The sequence below is a fragment of the Bacteroides sp. 224 genome, from assembly GCF_010500995.1.
Lineage (GTDB): Bacteria > Bacteroidota > Bacteroidia > Bacteroidales > Bacteroidaceae > Bacteroides.
Window position 1 is genome coordinate 57683 of record NZ_QVMK01000012.1, and the last position, 16633, is coordinate 74315.

Consider the following 16633-nt stretch of genomic DNA (forward strand, 5'->3'; position numbering starts at 1 on the left):
TATATTGCTATTGTTTATTGTTAAGAGTTTAATCTGTTTTTTGAAATATAATTTATACCTCAATCTATTAATATGTTATTATTTCGTCTTTTTATATTTCAGCATTATCAATAGGTTTAAAAATAATGCCGCAAAATTTTTCTCCAAACCTTACTTATTTAACGATTGAATAAGAACATTCTGCAGCTCATCAGTTATAAACAATCTTGGTTTATTCACAAATTCATATTTTTCATTCATTATTGCCGAATTTACAAACGTGGTCTTATTTATTGTTTCAACCCCATTTGCAGCATGAATATGCCCGAAAAAATGATAAAAGGGATTCACTCGTTCTACTGCCTCCAACAATATCCGACAACCGTAATTCATCCCATCATCAAAATCCAAAATACCAAAAGGAGGATTATGAGAAATCAATACATCGGTATCATTAGGAATTTCCTTCATTATTTCTTCCATACGCCCTTTCTTTAAAATATCTCCCATAAAAAGAGGGACACCCCAAAACCTTAAACCCTCAAATTCAATCCCTGAACAACACAAGTAATGGCAATTGTCTGGTAATCCTTCAATTTGCTCGCCATATAAACAATCATCATGATTGCCTGCTACAAAGATCTTGTGTGCATAATCCAAATCACAAAACCAATTCAAGAAATCTAATATTTCATCATCTGATCCGGAGAATGAAGCATCGTCAGAATGAATAATGATATCAGCTTTGGGTAAGTTGGTCAACAACTTATGACTGCCGTGTGTGTCCGAAATATGAAGTATTTGCATTTTTTCTTCTACAGATTAATAATTGACGACGTAACTATCCTCTCTTTTAATGCTTCCGGAATATCAAGCGAGTAATAATCATTTTTATCTTCACCATGAATAGGAACAATTCCTTTTGTAGGATTGACTATTTTACAAACATCACTCAAACATTCTACTGATGCATGTCCGCTCGTATGGAGTTTCTCTATATTGGGAAATTGATTAACAAAGCGAAGATAATTTTCTTTCGCATATTTGCTTTTTGCTTGAATATACATTCCCCACATAGAGTAAATCAATACAGTATCCTCATCCTTTAATTGTTCTCTCAAAGAATTATAGTATTTAGAGAATTTTTCTGTAGGACGAACTAACATACAAAAACCTTTATCCTGCATCCAATCATGCAATTTTTTATTATTCTCCCTGAAATCATAGACGCTATCAAATCTAAACAATGGAGTTTTTGTTCCTGCCGATTTGGAGAATATTTTCAATATATTCTTCTGATAATTATCGCAGACGAACGGTCTATTATGAACTTTTTTATTTGCTGCATAAAAAGTGGCAAGCCGTTCCATGTCGGTAGAAGAACAAAGGACGAACACATTCTTGTATTGGTTCATGATGGAAATGACATCTTTTTGTAACTCGTTTTCAGTTTTTACTCGTTCGCCTTGGCGCGACAACATAGTTCCTTCTATGATGAGCATATCAACAGCTCCTTCAATTACTATTTTATTCAGTATCTTTCTTAGTCCATTGCCGAGATAGCCATGATCACGGAAGTCGCCGGTGTGTAGGATGCGTTTGTTTTCTGCTTCAATCAAGAACATAAAAGACTCGTATGCCGAGTGGCTAACAAAGTATGGAGTTACTTTAATATCTTTGACTTGTACCGACTTACCCTCTCTCAGAGAAATCATATTTTCCACCTGATCACGGTATGATTCAAATCGCTCTTTATCATTTTGGATAAAGCTCAATCGTTTGTATTTCTCAATAACAACTTGCTTAGCAACTTGCCCAATGTATTGAGGGATGATGTTAGGAACGAAATGAAATAAATCCAAATGATCTCCGTGATAATGAGTATAGAAAATTGCATCAAGATCTTTGGTAAGATTCTTTATGCTTTCTTCACTTGCCAGTTCATCATTACTTACACCTTCATTGTCGGGCAAGTTTTGACCTAAGTCAATAAATATACGAGTATTTTCGGTGGCAACTTCTGTGATACAACCTCCGATTTGGTTGATTCCGCGATGAATGGTTATTTTCATTCACTATAAGGTTTATATGAATATGATATATGATCTTCTGTTCTTAGTTGGTAACTATCATTCATGAGATTTATTAGATTTATAACATCGTGTAAAATTAAAGGATGTAGTTCATCTGTCAAAAAAACACCTTCAATATGTTTGATTGTTCCATTAAGAAATGCACTATAAAGTTTATCAAAATCTCTATATTTTGATTTGCTTGCCTCTTGTGGATAATTTATTCGTCCATTTTTAACATCGTTCATGATATTCACATAATACATCAATTCTGATATTATTCCAACCATTTTATTACTATCTTTCTTTAGCTCGAAAATGTACAAAGTATCATTTTTTAATGCCCAAATGTCAATTTGACTTTTTCCTCTTGGCATAATGCTATTCTTTTTACTAATTGATCCGTCAAATACACCAACAGGTAACTGTTGATTAATCACATCGTACTCTATGTGGTTAGTTATATAATCTCTTTCAAGAATAGCCTCATCACTTTCTACGTCCACGCTTGCATCATTGCAAGGAAAATTGATGATCCATTTTTCTGTACTTTCTTTGCAATAATCAAAAGAATATAAAGTTCCATTTTCTACCCATTCTTTATATGTCTCAGCAAATTTCCAAACACGATATAGAAATCTTTTGTAATGCAATTCTTCTTTTTTCTCACTTAGTGGATCCCAAGAAATAGAAACTTTCTTAATTAAATCAGGTAGACATGCTTTTAAGCAAAGAGCCCATCCTTCAAATGCAGATTCATTAGCTTGCATATTTGCACAAACACCTTCATCTGATAATTCAATAAAGAGAATTTCGTCTTTAATTTGAAATGAAATAGAAGAGGAAAGAGAGATGTTCCCGTTTTTAGTAATTTCTCTTAGTTTCTGAACAATTTCATCATTTCTCATAATTATTTCATTTATAATAAGTTAATACTTTATCTATAGTTTCTTTTAATTGTTTTCTCACATAATAAGGGGAAAGTACTTTCGCATATTTCCCCATCGAAAGAATATCTCCATAAAATTTGGAGTTAGGACGGAGTCTGTATGTAAATTCCGACTTACCATCTTCGGTTTTTGTTTCTTCTTGGCTTGAATGTAAAGGCAAAGTTCGCAATCGGTCGACTTGTATTCCATAAGCTCTGACAACAATATCCATAATTGGTATATTCTCATATTGCCCAATGCCATTTTCTTCTAAGTATTCTTTAGGAGAGAAGTCTTCGGGAAAAATGAAGGTTTCTCCCTGTAACTTTACGCTTTTTATTCTATCTAAAGCATAAGCCTTAATTATTTCTCCATTAGGGTTTATTCCATAAATATACCAACGCTGCTTGGTCAACTGCAAAAAGTATGGAAGTAGTTTTACTGCAAACTCATTTTTGCCAAATGGTTGATAGGAAAGTTCAATGATGCAGTTTTCTTTTATAGCTTGCAATAGAGTCTCTAAATGAAATTGAGCCGAAGGAATCTCATCAGTCACTATCCTATCTTTTATTGATACTGACTGATTTATAGCCGATTGAAGAGCCATAGCATTCCACATCCACCGAGCTATTAAAGTACCATTATCATCATCTGAGACTAATTCGTAGCAATTATTTGCATAATCATAGTTAATCAGAACACCTATTTCTAAATCATTGATTGTATTGCGATGTTCTTGAAATGTACGACGAGACAAAGGATTTCTACCGTCATTAAGAATACTTCTCTCCCATTTCCGACTTAACTCATCAAGCGACATAGGTCTTTCTTTTAGTGTATCCACTAACCAAAAATATCGCTTTAGTTTATTCTTCATCTGTTCTTTTCTTAGTATGTTGCGAAGATACGACATTACGTGGGCAAAAAACGTGTGCAACGAAAAGATTATGAGAATATAATAAAAGGAGTTGCTCCACTATATACTTTTACCGTTTCAACCTATATGCCTTTACCCTCTCAACCTACACACCTTGGCACTCTGTAGGCATATATTCACAAGATACAAAGGTATATACCTAAGCAGTCTGTAAGTGTACACCTTTGCAACCATTAGGTGTACACTTAAGCGACCCTTAGGTATATACCTTTGCAACCATTAAGTATACACTTAAGCAATCCTTACAAATACATCTATATAAATAAGGTACGCGTACCTATATTTATAGTCACTTTATTGGGGTTTAAAGGGATTATAGCTTTAGAAATCCTGAAGTAACCGGGGCTATACTGATAACTTCCTTCAACTTCTTCTCTGCTGAGTATAAATAGCCCGGGATAGACCCTATCCCTTCTAAGAACCCAGAAATAGATTTATTTCAGGGGTGAATTATTATTTTTTCTATGTTACACTTTTTAATCAACCAAATACAATATAGTCAGATTTCCATCATCAAAACCCGTTGTTATTGCAGTTGATTTTGACAATATTGATTCTTTAAATTTATCAGAACGAATATAATTAGCTACCAAACTCTCTGAGTATTTTTGAATCTCCTCCCACTTCTTACCTTTTGAAAATTTCTCCCCAAACTCGAAATACTTATTTTGAGGCTCAAAATCTATTTCTGTAGCCCAGTCTTCATCTTCCTTATCGAAAGACTTTGAACCAATCAAATACATCATATAACCATCGGTGGATTCAAACAGTCCAAAGTTAAATCCAACAATAGAGCTATCTATTTTTTCTTCACTATTGATTTGCTCTAACCATTTTTCAAATCTTTCTTCGATTTGATCTTTATCGAATTTCTTTGCAAAAAATTTATCAAATAGACCTCTCATTTATTTTCTTTTTTCCAAGTAGGAAGAAGGTACATTTATCGGCTCCAACTTTGTATTTACTACCTGCATTTCCTATTTGATGTTTCATGTAAAGGTAGAGGAAATAATTTAAATCGTAATCATATAACTTGATTATACCAAATAAGAAGATTCTGGACTTTTCAAAAGGTCGGACCTAACGCTACATTAGGTCCGACCTTTTCGATAATTAGGTCTGACCATTTGCCTCGTTAGGTCCGACCAAACTATATTTATCTTCCCTGCAAAACAAAAACTACATTGCAGGGAGCTAATCAAGTACTTCTACCTCTTCAATATTCCTATAGAAGCTGTTGATGGAATTAATAAGGTGTGTGAATCCCTTAAAGAATTTGCTCCACTATATACTTTTACTGTTTCAATCTATATTTTGAGACTTCGATAAAAAAAACTATTTTTGTAACACAGAATAAAAATAAGAATATGAGATAATTAAAAGACAGATATAAAAATATTGTATTTACAATGTGCTTCTTCTTATAGAGAAACGACCAATTTAACTATCCGGGAAGAAAAAACAGTGTGAATATGCCTGTATGGTGTATTCTCAATTTATCTTCAACCGGATAAGGGTTACTTGGTCGTACCTTCTATAAATTGGAGTAAATTGTTGAGTACACCTTTTTTATTTGTCAAGTGATTCACCTTAAATAACAATAGCCTATGATATAACAATTCATTAATTGGCCTACGTCATACTTCCTCCAACAATATCCTGCAACTCATTAGTAATAGCTTGTTGACGCGACCTGTTGTATTGCTTGGTAAGATCCTGAATTAATTCATTGGCATTATCTGTAGCTATTTGCATAGCCATCATACGAGCCGCGTGTTCGGAAGCACTCGAATCGAGCAAAGCAGTAAAGATTTTGAGTTTCAACACTTCCGGCAGAAGGCTTTCCACAAACTCTGCTTCCGAAGGTTCTACAATATAATCGGTTTTATAATGATTTGGAGAGGTATCACTTTCAACGAGTTCCTGACTGTTGCTAATTTCTTCCTGCAATTTGGCGATATCAAGTGGCAAGAACTGTTTGTTCAGTAATAGTTGTGAACCCGAAGACTTAAAATGATGATAGATCACTTCCACTTTATCAACCTCGCCAGCGAGAAATAAGTTCATTAACTCCCCGGCTAACTGATAGGCTTCTTCATAAGTAGGTTTATCAGCCATTTCCAGATAAGAGCCTTTAGGAGTATACCCTATTTTCTTTATAGCATCTTCAATCTTACGACCTACAGGATATACCCAGATATTATCAATACCTAATTCCTTATAAGAATCAGCTACCTGCACGAACTTTTTAATTACATTGGCATTAAATGCCCCGCAAAGAGATGAGTTAGAAGAGAATACAACAATAGCTACTCTTTTTACTTGCCTCTCTTCCATATAGGGCGAATAAAAAGAGTTATCCATTACACTTAAAAAGTTAGTCAGAATATGATTCATTTTCTCTTGATAAGGCAACATATTCTCAATAGCAGCCTGTGCCTTATGCAGTTTGGCAGAGGCTACCATCTTCATCGCCGAAGTAATCTTCAACGTACTCTTTACGCTATTGATTCTTCCTTTTACTTCTTTTAGTGAGGCCATTTTTTATTTGAATTTAGTAATGGGAGCTGTTATCATTATAACCTGCAAGCAATCACCCCGATAGGGGGTGAGATGTGCATAACCCCGTGCAAGCGTAGCGCAGCTCGGGGATAGACGCCAAATCCCAATCACAACAACCCTGAAAGGGTTGAACCCACTTCGGGGTTCAGTTTGATGGTGGTAGCTTACTACCCCGGGCTGCGCTACGCTGACCCGGGGTTATGCACATTTTACCCCTATCGGGGTAATTGCTTATAAATTATAATCATTTCAAAGAACATTTAGGTTTTGACACACTTAAATAAACTGTTTCGCTACCATTTCGGCAGTTTCTTCAATTGCCTTTGTAACAGATTCATTTATTTCTCCTTTCTTTAATACATTCAGAACATCCTCTTGATGATTTAGTTCCAATGATTTCAGGAATGCTTGTTCAAAATCGAGCACATTATTCAAAGGAATATTCTTTAATAAACCATGAATACCACAATACAGTACAGCAATCTGCTTTTCTACGGGCATTGGATCATACTGAGGTTGTACCAGCAAGCGTGCATTCTTTTGTCCTTTATCAATGGCAAAGGCTGTAACAGCATCCAAATCGCTACTGAACTTGGAGAAAGCTTCTTGTTCACGATATTGTGCCTGATCTATCTTTAAAGTTCCTGCCACCTTCTTCATGGCTTTTAATTGGGCATTACCCCCTACACGAGATACGGAAATACCCACATTGATGGCCGGACGATTTCCCTGATTAAACAAATCTGTATCCAAGAAGATTTGTCCGTCTGTAATAGAAATCACGTTTGTAGGAATATATGCAGAAACATCACCTGCCTGTGTTTCGATAATAGGCAAAGCTGTAAGTGAGCCACCACCTTTTACCATTCCTTTAAGACTTTCAGGCAAATCGTTCATTTCGGCAGCTACTTCCGGCTGACTAATGATCTTAGCGGCTCTTTCCAACAAGCGCGAATGCAGGTAAAATATATCCCCGGGGTAAGCTTCGCGGCCAGAAGGACGACGCAAAATCAAAGAAACCTCCCGATAGGATACCGCTTGTTTAGATAAGTCATCATAGACTACCAATGCATGACGACCGGTGTCACGGAAGAATTCTCCGATAGCAGCTCCGGCAAAAGGTGCAAAATATTGCATCGCAGCAGGCTCTCCGGCAGTAGCTGCCACTACAATCGTATATTTCATGGCATCATGTTCTCTCAATGTATTTACGATAGTAGCTACGGTAGAAGCTTTCTGGCCAACAGCCACATAAATACAGTAAACGGGATCACCCGATTCGAAGTTTGCCTTCTGATTGAGTATGGTATCAATGGCAATGGCAGTTTTTCCTGTCTGACGGTCGCCGATAATTAACTCACGTTGACCGCGCCCGATGGGAATCATCGCATCAATCGCTTTTAATCCTGTCTGTAAAGGTTGGTTTACAGGCTGACGATAAATAACTCCCGGAGCTTTACGTTCCAAAGGCATTTCATATAGTTCGCCACCAATCAGCCCTTTACCGTCTAAGGGTTCTCCCAATGGATCAATAACACGCCCCAACATATTCTCTCCCACCATGATGGAAGCAATCTTTCGGGTACGCTTCACGGTAAAGCCTTCTTTTATTTTATCGGTTGGTCCTAAAAGCACGGCACCCACGTTATCTTCTTCGAGGTTCATAACGATTCCCTTGATACCGTTATCAAATTCAAGTAGCTCGTTAGCCTCGGCATTACGTAATCCATAAATACGTGCTACTCCGTCACTCACCTGCAAAACGGTACCAATTTCATCTAACTGAACTTTGGTATCAATACCTTTTAACTGACGGAGCAAGACATCAGATACTTCGCTTACTTTTATTCTATCAGACATATCTTATATTTACGATTTTACAATTTACGATTAGACGATTAATGAATGATTTACAATGATTGGATTATGAAGTTGATATATAACTCAATGTAATTCCAATCGTAAATAGTAAATCGTCTAATCGTAAATCCCTACACAATTCTTTTATTTTTCTCTATCAACTGTTGTTTAATCATCTTCAGTTGGGTAACCACGCTTGCGTCCAAACGATAATCATTAATATCAAAAACAAAGCCACCGCCAATAGAAGGATCCACAATAGTCTGCAACTCCATTTCGGCATGTACAACCGCTCCGGCTGCACTCCTGATACGTTCTTTAATATCTTTATCTACCGGAACGGCGGTTATCAATGTTCCGTTACCAATGTGTTTCAGACTCCTGTAAAGATCGAGATAAATCCTACACATAAAATGAAGATACACTTCTCTGCGATGCTTCAAAACCAGTTCCATAAAACGAATAAAAACATCGCTCGACTTCTCTTCTCCATTGGCTGCCGCAGATATGAGTTCCAACTTATCTTTTCGGGATAAAATTGGGTTCTCCAAAGCAATACGAAGCTTAGGAAACTTAGAGAAGCTTTTAGATAAACGGATAAACTCCTGGTAAACCGTATCTTCGGCCCCTTTTTCCACAGCATATCCGATTAATGCTTTGGCATATCGTCTTGAAATGGCTCCTATATCCATACTATGATCTTCTGTTTAGTACTTCTTCCAGCATTCGGTCAATCATCTCCATTTGTTCTTCCTCTGTATTCAGGTTTTTGCGAATCACTTTTTCCGCAATATCCACAGATAAAACAGCAACCTGGCGACGTATTTCCCTGATAGCCTCTTCTTTCTCTAACTGAATTTGCTTCTTGGCTTCATCCAGCTCTTTCTGTGCGGCAGCTTGGGCTTGCTTACGGGCATCGTATATAATCTTATCGCGTTCTTCCGAAGCTTCTTTTAAGATTCTACCCTGCTCTCTGTTGGCCGCTGCAATCAATGTTTCGCCTTCCGATTTTATTTTGGAAAGTTGTTCATTGGCTTCTCTGGCTACTTCGAGCGATTGGTCTATATAGCCCTTACGTCCTTCCACCATTTTTATAATAGCCGGAAAGCCGAATTTAGCCAAAACAAAGAATACAATTCCGAAGCACAGAGTCATCCAGAATAATAAGCCAAGATCAGGTTGTAATAACGACATAGTTTTCTATTAACTGAATAATACCAATAAACATACTACCAATGCAATAATAGCCACCCCTTCGATAAAGGCGATTGCAAGAATCATGTTGGAACGAATTTTATTCGTAGCTTCCGGCTGACGGGCAATGGCATCCATAGCCGCTCCACCGATTTTGGCAATACCAATACCTGCTCCGATAGCAGCAATACCTGCTCCGATAGCTGCTCCTAACTGGCCAAGTCCCGCTGTTGCGGCTGTTGCTTGTAGTAATAATGCTGATAGTAACATACTTTTTAATTTTAAATTGTGATTTCTAAATTATTGTTCGGAACACAGAGGCACAAAGACACAAAGTTATATAAACAACTTTGTTTTAAAAACTGAAAATCTCTGTGACTTTGCGTCTCTGTGTTCATTATTATATCCATATCCATTCATTTATTCTTCGCTATGCTTTTCCTGCGCCAAACCAATAAATACAGCCGACAACATGGTAAACACATAAGCCTGAATAAAGGCAACCAGCAATTCAAGTGCATTCATGAATATACTGAAAAACACAGATGCAATGGTTAGCGAACCTTGCAACACAACTCCCATTTTGGCTGCAATAAATATCAGGCAGGTAAGAACCAGAATAGCCATGTGTCCGGAAAGCATATTGGCAAACAAACGGATCATTAAAGCAAAAGGCTTGATAAAGACTCCTAAAAGTTCAACAAAAGGCATTAACGGCACCGGTATTTTTAACCATACAGGCACATCGGGCCAGAAAATATCTTTCCAATAATCTTTAGTTGCAAAGCAATTAATGGCAATAAATGTACATAGCGAAAGCACACACGTAATGGCAATATTACCGGTTATATTCGCTCCACCGGGAAAGAATGGAATCAATCCCATAAAGTTATTAATAAGAATAAAGAAGAAAGCAGTCAGCAGATAAGGAGCAAACTTTTTGTAATTCGGCCCTATACTTGTTTTGATAATATCGTCGTTCACCATCATGATAGTCATTTCCATGAGTCCGACAAAGCCTCCGGGCGCCATAGCTCCCTGTTGACGTTTTTTATACCACCGAGCCACACCAAGTATGATGCAGATAAGTATGATACTGTTCAGCATCAAAGAAAAAACAACCTTAGTTATAGAAATATCAAAAGGTCTTGTTTCTTCTCCTGCTTTATTGCGTTCTACTATTTTTCCTTCGTACTTGCTGCCTTCGGGGGCTATATAAAAGCCATTATATGTACCGTGATTTTCCTCTAACCTTGAGGATAAGAAAACATTCCATCCCGAAGTTTTACTGTACACAATAACAGGCAGGGGAACACTTATCGCTTTTTCGTTCCAATCGACAATGTGCCACTCATACGAATCACCGATATGTCCGAATACGATGGATTTAACATCAACCGATTCTTCTGCATTGTGCTCCTTTGCCATAGCCGGAGTTGCCGGCAAACAAAAAAGCAGGAATAACGGTAATAATATATAATACAATGAATGTTTCATTTCTCTATTACTTATCAAGAAATACAAACGGAAGCTACTCCATTACTCATTTCTACAAATCCTCCTTGTATCTCTATTTTTTCTTCTTTTCCGGATGCCTCATAAGTTAGCGTACCTTTGGTTAATGAAGAAACAATAGCCGCATGATGTGCCAATATGGTAAATTCGCCGGCACTGCCGGGAACTGTAATACGTGTAGCTTCTCCATCAAATAATTGTTTGGCAGGCGACACAATCGTTAAATGAAACGTATGTTCTCTCATAATGATTATCTATCTGCTTGTTCTTGCAATTCTTTACCTTTGGCAATCGCGTCTTCAATAGTTCCCACGTTCAGGAAGGCAGCTTCCGGAAGATCATCTACTTCACCATCCAGAATCATTTTAAATCCTTTAATAGTATCTTCTATCGGTACCATTGCTCCTTTCACTCCGGTAAACTGCTCGGCAACTGTAAAGGGCTGCGACAGAAATCGCTGTACACGACGGGCACGGTTTACCGTCAAACGGTCTTCGTCCGATAGTTCTTCCATACCAAGAATAGAAATAATATCTTGCAATTCTTTATTCTTTTGCAATACCTGTTTCACACGTTGAGCTACATCATAATGTTCTTGTCCTACCACGTGAGGATCAAGAATACGTGAAGTAGATTCCAATGGGTCTACAGCCGGATAGATACCTAACTCCGTAATTTTACGGCTCAATACAGTGGTAGCATCCAAGTGAGTAAATGTAGTAGCAGGTGCCGGGTCGGTCAAGTCATCGGCTGGTACATAAACAGCTTGCACAGAAGTTATAGAACCGGTTTTGGTAGATGTAATACGTTCCTGCATAGCTCCCATTTCGGTAGCCAATGTAGGTTGATATCCTACGGCAGAAGGCATACGTCCCAACAAAGCAGATACTTCGGACCCCGCCTGTGTAAAACGGAATATATTATCGATAAAGAACAAGATATCTCTGGAACCTCCGGATTCACTACCCATATCACGAAAAGACTCGGCAACGGTCAACCCCGAAAGTGCCACAGACGAACGCGCCCCGGGAGGTTCATTCATTTGTCCGAAAACCAATGTAGCTTGAGATTTGGCAACTTCTTCGGGATCTACTTTCGACAAATCCCAATGCCCGGCCTTCATGCTTTTCTTAAATTCTTCTCCGTAACGAATTACATCCGATTCAATCATCTCACGGAGTAAATCGTTTCCTTCGCGGGTACGCTCTCCTACTCCGGCAAATACAGAGAATCCATTATGTTTTTTGGCAATGTTGTTAATCAGTTCCATAATGAGTACGGTTTTACCTACTCCGGCACCTCCAAACAATCCGATCTTCCCTCCTTTGGAATAAGGTTCGAGCAAATCTATTACTTTAATACCTGTGTAAAGTACTTCTTGTACAGTAGTTAAATCTTCGAACTTAGGTGGCTCGCGATGGATAGCATAAGCCCCTTCTCTATTTAGTTCGGACATGCCATCAATGGAATCACCCACTACATTCATCAATCGTCCTTTAATCTGTAAACCAATAGGCATAGTGATAGGACCACCTGTAGGATAAACCTTCATACCACGTTGCAACCCATCCGTACTATCCATAGCTACAGTACGAACCGTATTTTCTCCGATATGTTGTTGTACTTCAACAATTAATCGTTTACCGGCACGTCTGATTTCTAATGCATCATGAATACTGGGAAGAGTTAAATCAATATCGGAACCTTCGAAATATACATCGACAACAGGACCGATTACTTGTGATATATAACCAACAATCTGTGACATATTCTTATCTTACTTTTTTTAATAGTAGTATACTTATATCTATTAACACTCTTTTCCTTGTTTTGTTTAAGAATGTGTTAAATTAAGCGGTGCAAATGTAACAACAAAAGCCTGCGGAAAGTATTTTTTATCACAAATTCGCCTGAAATAACATCATTTTAACAGAAAAGTCACTACAATTAAACAACTAAAGTTTTTATACAATCCCCTCTAAACACCAATATTCGCGGATAAAAAAACTCCATAAAAGCTTTTCAGCCTTTATGGAGTTTTCATGTTATAGAACGTTAATATTTTTATTAACTTAACTTGTGTATTACCAATCCTGAACGCAATTTAGGTTCAAACCAAGTGGTTTTAGGAGGCATTATATTACCAGTATCGGCAATATCCATCAATTGTCTCATCGAAACCGGGTAAAGAGCTAATGCTACCTTCATTTCTCCGCTATCTACTCTTTTACTTAATTCTCCCAAGCCACGAATACCGCCCACAAAATCAATTCGCTTATCTGAGCGTAGATCTTTAATACCCAGTATTTCATCTAAAATAAGATTGGAAGAGATAGTAACATCCAATACTCCAATCGGGTCATTATCATCATAAGTACCCGGTTTGGCTGTCAGGCTATACCACTGACCATCCAGATAAAGAGCAAAGTTATGCAATACATTCGGTTTGTAAATTTCGGCTCCCTTCTTTTCTACGATAAAGTTCTTATCTAAAGCTTTCAGGAATTCTTCCGAAGATAAACCGTTCAAGTCTTTCACCACCCGGTTATAATCAATAATCGTTAGTTGATTAGCCGGAAAACATACGGCCATGAAGTAATTATATTCTTCATCTCCCTTATGATTGGCATTTTGTTTGGCTTTCTCCGCTCCCACCAATGCAGCAGCAGCCGAACGATGATGACCATCTGCGATGTATAATGCAGGCATTTTAGCAAATTCTTCTGTGATAACGGCTATATCTTCCTCATTATCTACAATCCAGAAAGTATGTCCAAAGCCATCACCCGGAGCAATGAAATCATATACAGGTTTACCGGCAGCATATTTCTTCACTACTTCGTCTAATTTTGCATTGTCGGGATAAGCAAAGAATACCGGTTCGATGTTCGCATCATTCACACGAACATGCTTCATCCGATCTTCTTCTTTATCACGACGGGTAAGTTCGTGCTTCTTAATAATACCATTCATATAATCGGGTACATAAGCTCCTACCACCAAACCGTATTGTGTTTTACCATTCATGGTTTGCGCATAGATGTAGTATTGTTCCTTTTCATCTTGCACCAACCAGCCCTTATCCTGGAATAGTTGGAAGTTCTCAGCAGCTTTTGCATAGACTTTCTCATCATGTTCATCGGTTCCCACCGGGAAATCTATTTCCGGTTTGATTATATGATAAAGAGACTTTTCATTTCCTGCTGCTTCTTCGCGCGCTTCTTCAGAGTTCAATACATCATAAGGACGTGATGCTACTTGCTCTACTAAATCTTGTGGGGGACGAACGCCCTTGAATGGTTTAACTATTGCCATAAGGTATTATATTAAAATTAATAAACCACAAATTAACAGATTATACAAGTTATAAGCAAAAGTTATCTGCATAATCTGTTAGTTTGTGGCTCAATTTTATCAGTTTACTTTGAATTTTTCTATTCCATCCTTTAAGAAGCCTACAATTTGCTGTGCAGCTGCAATACCTGCGTTGATATTTGCTTCGGCTGTTTGAGCACCCATTTTTTTAGGAGTAGCAAAATAGCGACCGGAGAATAATTCTACAAACTTAGAGTGAGCGGCAGGCATAATATCCGTCATATACTTAAAGTCATTACGTTCATCCATCAGTTTAATCAATTCGTCTTCGTTGATTACTTCTTTACGAGCTGTATTTACCAAAATGGCTCCTTGGGGACAACTCTTTAACAGGTCATAATTGATCGATCCCTTTGTTTCGGCCGTAGCCGGTATATGAAGAGAAATAACATCACACGTTTTATATAATTCTTCAGCAGAATCAAGTGCTTTTACTCCGTCTTTTTCAATTACATCTTTGGGGCAAAATGCGTCATAAGCATATATTTCCATTCCAAAACCTTTGGCAATACGTGCTACATTTCTTCCTACATTTCCGTAAGCATGAATTCCCAGTTTTTTGCCCAGCAACTCTGTACCGGATGTTCCATTAAAGAAGTTACGAGCAGCATATACCATCATACCCAAAGCCAATTCTGCTACGGCATTTGAGTTCTGTCCCGGGGTATTCATTACACATACATTATGATCTGTAGCTGCTTTCAAATCCACATTATCATAACCGGCTCCTGCGCGTACCACTATTTTCAATTCTTCAGCAGCATCCAACACTTCCGCATCAATAATATCACTACGGATAATAATGGCATTCACATCTTTCACTGCATCAAGCAATTGAGCTTTTTCTGTATATTTTTCAAGCAATGACAGTTCATAACCGGCAGCTTCAATTTCCTTCCGAATACCATCTACTGCAACTTTCGCAAATGGTTTGTCTGTAGCAATAAGTATTTTCATTTTAATATAGAATTAAAAAAAATAGAATTAAGAATTGGAACAGAAGAGATTTCAATCTTCTAATTCGCATAATTCTTAATTCTAAATTCCAAATTATTAGTTATCTTAATATTTTTTCTCAAATTCCTGCATGCAGTCGATCAATGCCTGAACGCTTTCTTTAGAAATAGCATTGTAAGTCGACGCGCGGAATCCTCCCACCGAACGGTGTCCTTTAATACCTACCATTCCTCTTTCAACTGCGAATTTCAGGAAGTCGGCTTCAAGTTCTTTATATTCAGGAGCCATCACAAAGCAAATGTTCATGCGCGAACGATCTTCTTCGGCAGCCGTTCCGACAAACATTTTATTACGATCTATTTCCTTATATAACATGTCGGCTTTTTCAATGGCACGTTCTTCCATTGCTTTTACGCCTCCTAAAGATTTGATCCAACGAAGCGTTAGCATGGCAGAATATATAGGAAGAACCGGAGGTGTATTAAACATAGATCCATTGTCGATATGTGTCTGATAGTTCAACATGGTTGGAATGTAGCGAGACACTTTACCCAACGCATCATTTTTCACAATCACAAAGGTCAATCCGGCTGGTGCAAGATTCTTTTGGGCACCACCATATATACACATATATTTAGAAACATCTATCGGACGAGAAAAAATATCCGATGACATATCAGCTACCAAAGGAACAGGAGAATTGAGATCTTCTTTCAACTCTGTACCATAAATTGTATTATTGGTAGTAATATGGAAATAATCGGCATCGGTCGGGATGGTATAATCTTTGGGGATAAAAGTATAGTTGGCATCTGCAGAAGAAGCTACCTCAACCACTTCGCCAAATCCTTTTGCTTCCTTCATTGCTTTTTTAGCCCATACACCGGTATTCAGGTAAGCCGCTTTCTTCTCAAGGAAGTTATAAGGTACCATACAAAACTCCAAACTTGCCCCACCGCCTAGAAAGAGTACCGAATAACCTTCGGGAATGTTAAGAAGTTCTTTAAACAATGCCTCGGCTTCATCAACCACAGCCTGAAAATCTTTCGAACGATGACTGATTTCAAGGATAGAAAGACCTAATCCATTAAAATCCAAGACTGCCTTCGCTGTTTCCTCAATTACTTCGCGAGGAAGAATGGAAGGGCCCGCACTAAAATTATGCTTTTTCATTTGAAGTTTGTTTTGGTTATACAAATCTAAATATTATTTAAGTCTTAATAGACATGGCGAAATTACTAATAATTTTCTTC

At 37.6% G+C, this 16633-nt stretch carries 16 protein-coding genes; all 16 read right to left on the reverse strand.

Features of this window, described 5'->3' with window-relative positions; translation table 11 throughout:
- Positions 1–150: 150 nt before the first annotated feature.
- On the reverse strand, positions 151–786 hold the full coding sequence (locus tag D0T60_RS07710; RefSeq protein WP_163217583.1) for a metallophosphoesterase: 636 nt from the start codon (positions 784–786) through the stop codon (positions 151–153).
- A gap of 8 nt (positions 787–794) precedes the next feature.
- Positions 795–2051, reverse strand: coding sequence for an MBL fold metallo-hydrolase (locus D0T60_RS07715; protein WP_163217584.1), 1257 nt, complete (start codon positions 2049–2051; stop codon positions 795–797).
- Entirely contained in the window at positions 2048–2959 is a 912-nt protein-coding gene (locus D0T60_RS07720) for a hypothetical protein (RefSeq protein WP_163217585.1), read from the reverse strand. Before D0T60_RS07720 ends, D0T60_RS07715 begins: the two co-directional genes overlap by 4 nt.
- Positions 2960–2966: 7 nt before the next feature.
- Complete coding sequence (locus D0T60_RS07725) at positions 2967–3857, reverse strand: YafY family protein (protein WP_163217586.1); 891 nt, start codon at positions 3855–3857, stop codon at positions 2967–2969.
- A 536-nt stretch (positions 3858–4393) separates the two neighbouring features.
- A complete protein-coding gene (locus D0T60_RS07730) occupies positions 4394–4822 on the reverse strand; it encodes a hypothetical protein (RefSeq protein WP_163217587.1) in 429 nt (142 codons plus the stop codon).
- 727 nt (positions 4823–5549) lie between these two features.
- The gene (locus D0T60_RS07735; RefSeq protein ID WP_163217588.1) at positions 5550–6458 is read right to left on the reverse strand and encodes a F0F1 ATP synthase subunit gamma; all 909 of its coding nucleotides are present in this window, start codon (positions 6456–6458) and stop codon (positions 5550–5552) included.
- A 297-nt stretch (positions 6459–6755) separates the two neighbouring features.
- Positions 6756–8339: a F0F1 ATP synthase subunit alpha gene (atpA, locus tag D0T60_RS07740; RefSeq protein ID WP_163217589.1), complete on the reverse strand. Its 1584-nt coding sequence runs from the start codon at positions 8337–8339 to the stop codon at positions 6756–6758.
- A gap of 131 nt (positions 8340–8470) precedes the next feature.
- Positions 8471–9031 carry a F0F1 ATP synthase subunit delta gene (locus tag D0T60_RS07745; RefSeq protein ID WP_163217590.1) on the reverse strand — a complete coding sequence of 187 codons (561 nt, stop codon included), beginning with the start codon at positions 9029–9031 and terminating at the stop codon, positions 8471–8473.
- Between the two features lies 1 nt (position 9032).
- Positions 9033–9533, reverse strand: a complete 501-nt coding sequence (gene atpF / locus D0T60_RS07750; RefSeq protein ID WP_163217591.1) for a F0F1 ATP synthase subunit B — start codon at positions 9531–9533, stop codon at positions 9033–9035.
- A 9-nt stretch (positions 9534–9542) separates the two neighbouring features.
- Positions 9543–9803 (reverse strand): ATP synthase F0 subunit C, encoded by a 261-nt coding sequence (atpE, locus tag D0T60_RS07755; RefSeq protein ID WP_163217592.1) that lies wholly within the window; start codon positions 9801–9803, stop codon positions 9543–9545.
- Positions 9804–9953: 150 nt separating this feature from the next.
- Positions 9954–11030: a F0F1 ATP synthase subunit A gene (atpB, locus tag D0T60_RS07760; RefSeq protein ID WP_163217593.1), complete on the reverse strand. Its 1077-nt coding sequence runs from the start codon at positions 11028–11030 to the stop codon at positions 9954–9956.
- A gap of 14 nt (positions 11031–11044) precedes the next feature.
- On the reverse strand, positions 11045–11293 hold the full coding sequence (locus tag D0T60_RS07765) for a F0F1 ATP synthase subunit epsilon (RefSeq protein WP_163217594.1): 249 nt from the start codon (positions 11291–11293) through the stop codon (positions 11045–11047).
- A 5-nt stretch (positions 11294–11298) separates the two neighbouring features.
- On the reverse strand, positions 11299–12816 hold the full coding sequence (gene atpD / locus D0T60_RS07770; RefSeq protein ID WP_163217595.1) for a F0F1 ATP synthase subunit beta: 1518 nt from the start codon (positions 12814–12816) through the stop codon (positions 11299–11301).
- 299 nt (positions 12817–13115) lie between these two features.
- Complete coding sequence (locus D0T60_RS07775) at positions 13116–14363, reverse strand: DUF1015 domain-containing protein (RefSeq protein WP_163217596.1); 1248 nt, start codon at positions 14361–14363, stop codon at positions 13116–13118.
- A gap of 99 nt (positions 14364–14462) precedes the next feature.
- Positions 14463–15380 carry an NAD(P)-dependent oxidoreductase gene (locus D0T60_RS07780; RefSeq protein ID WP_163217597.1) on the reverse strand — a complete coding sequence of 306 codons (918 nt, stop codon included), beginning with the start codon at positions 15378–15380 and terminating at the stop codon, positions 14463–14465.
- Between the two features lie 105 nt (positions 15381–15485).
- The gene (gene serC / locus D0T60_RS07785) at positions 15486–16553 is read right to left on the reverse strand and encodes a 3-phosphoserine/phosphohydroxythreonine transaminase (protein WP_163217598.1); all 1068 of its coding nucleotides are present in this window, start codon (positions 16551–16553) and stop codon (positions 15486–15488) included.
- Positions 16554–16633: the final 80 nt, after the last annotated feature.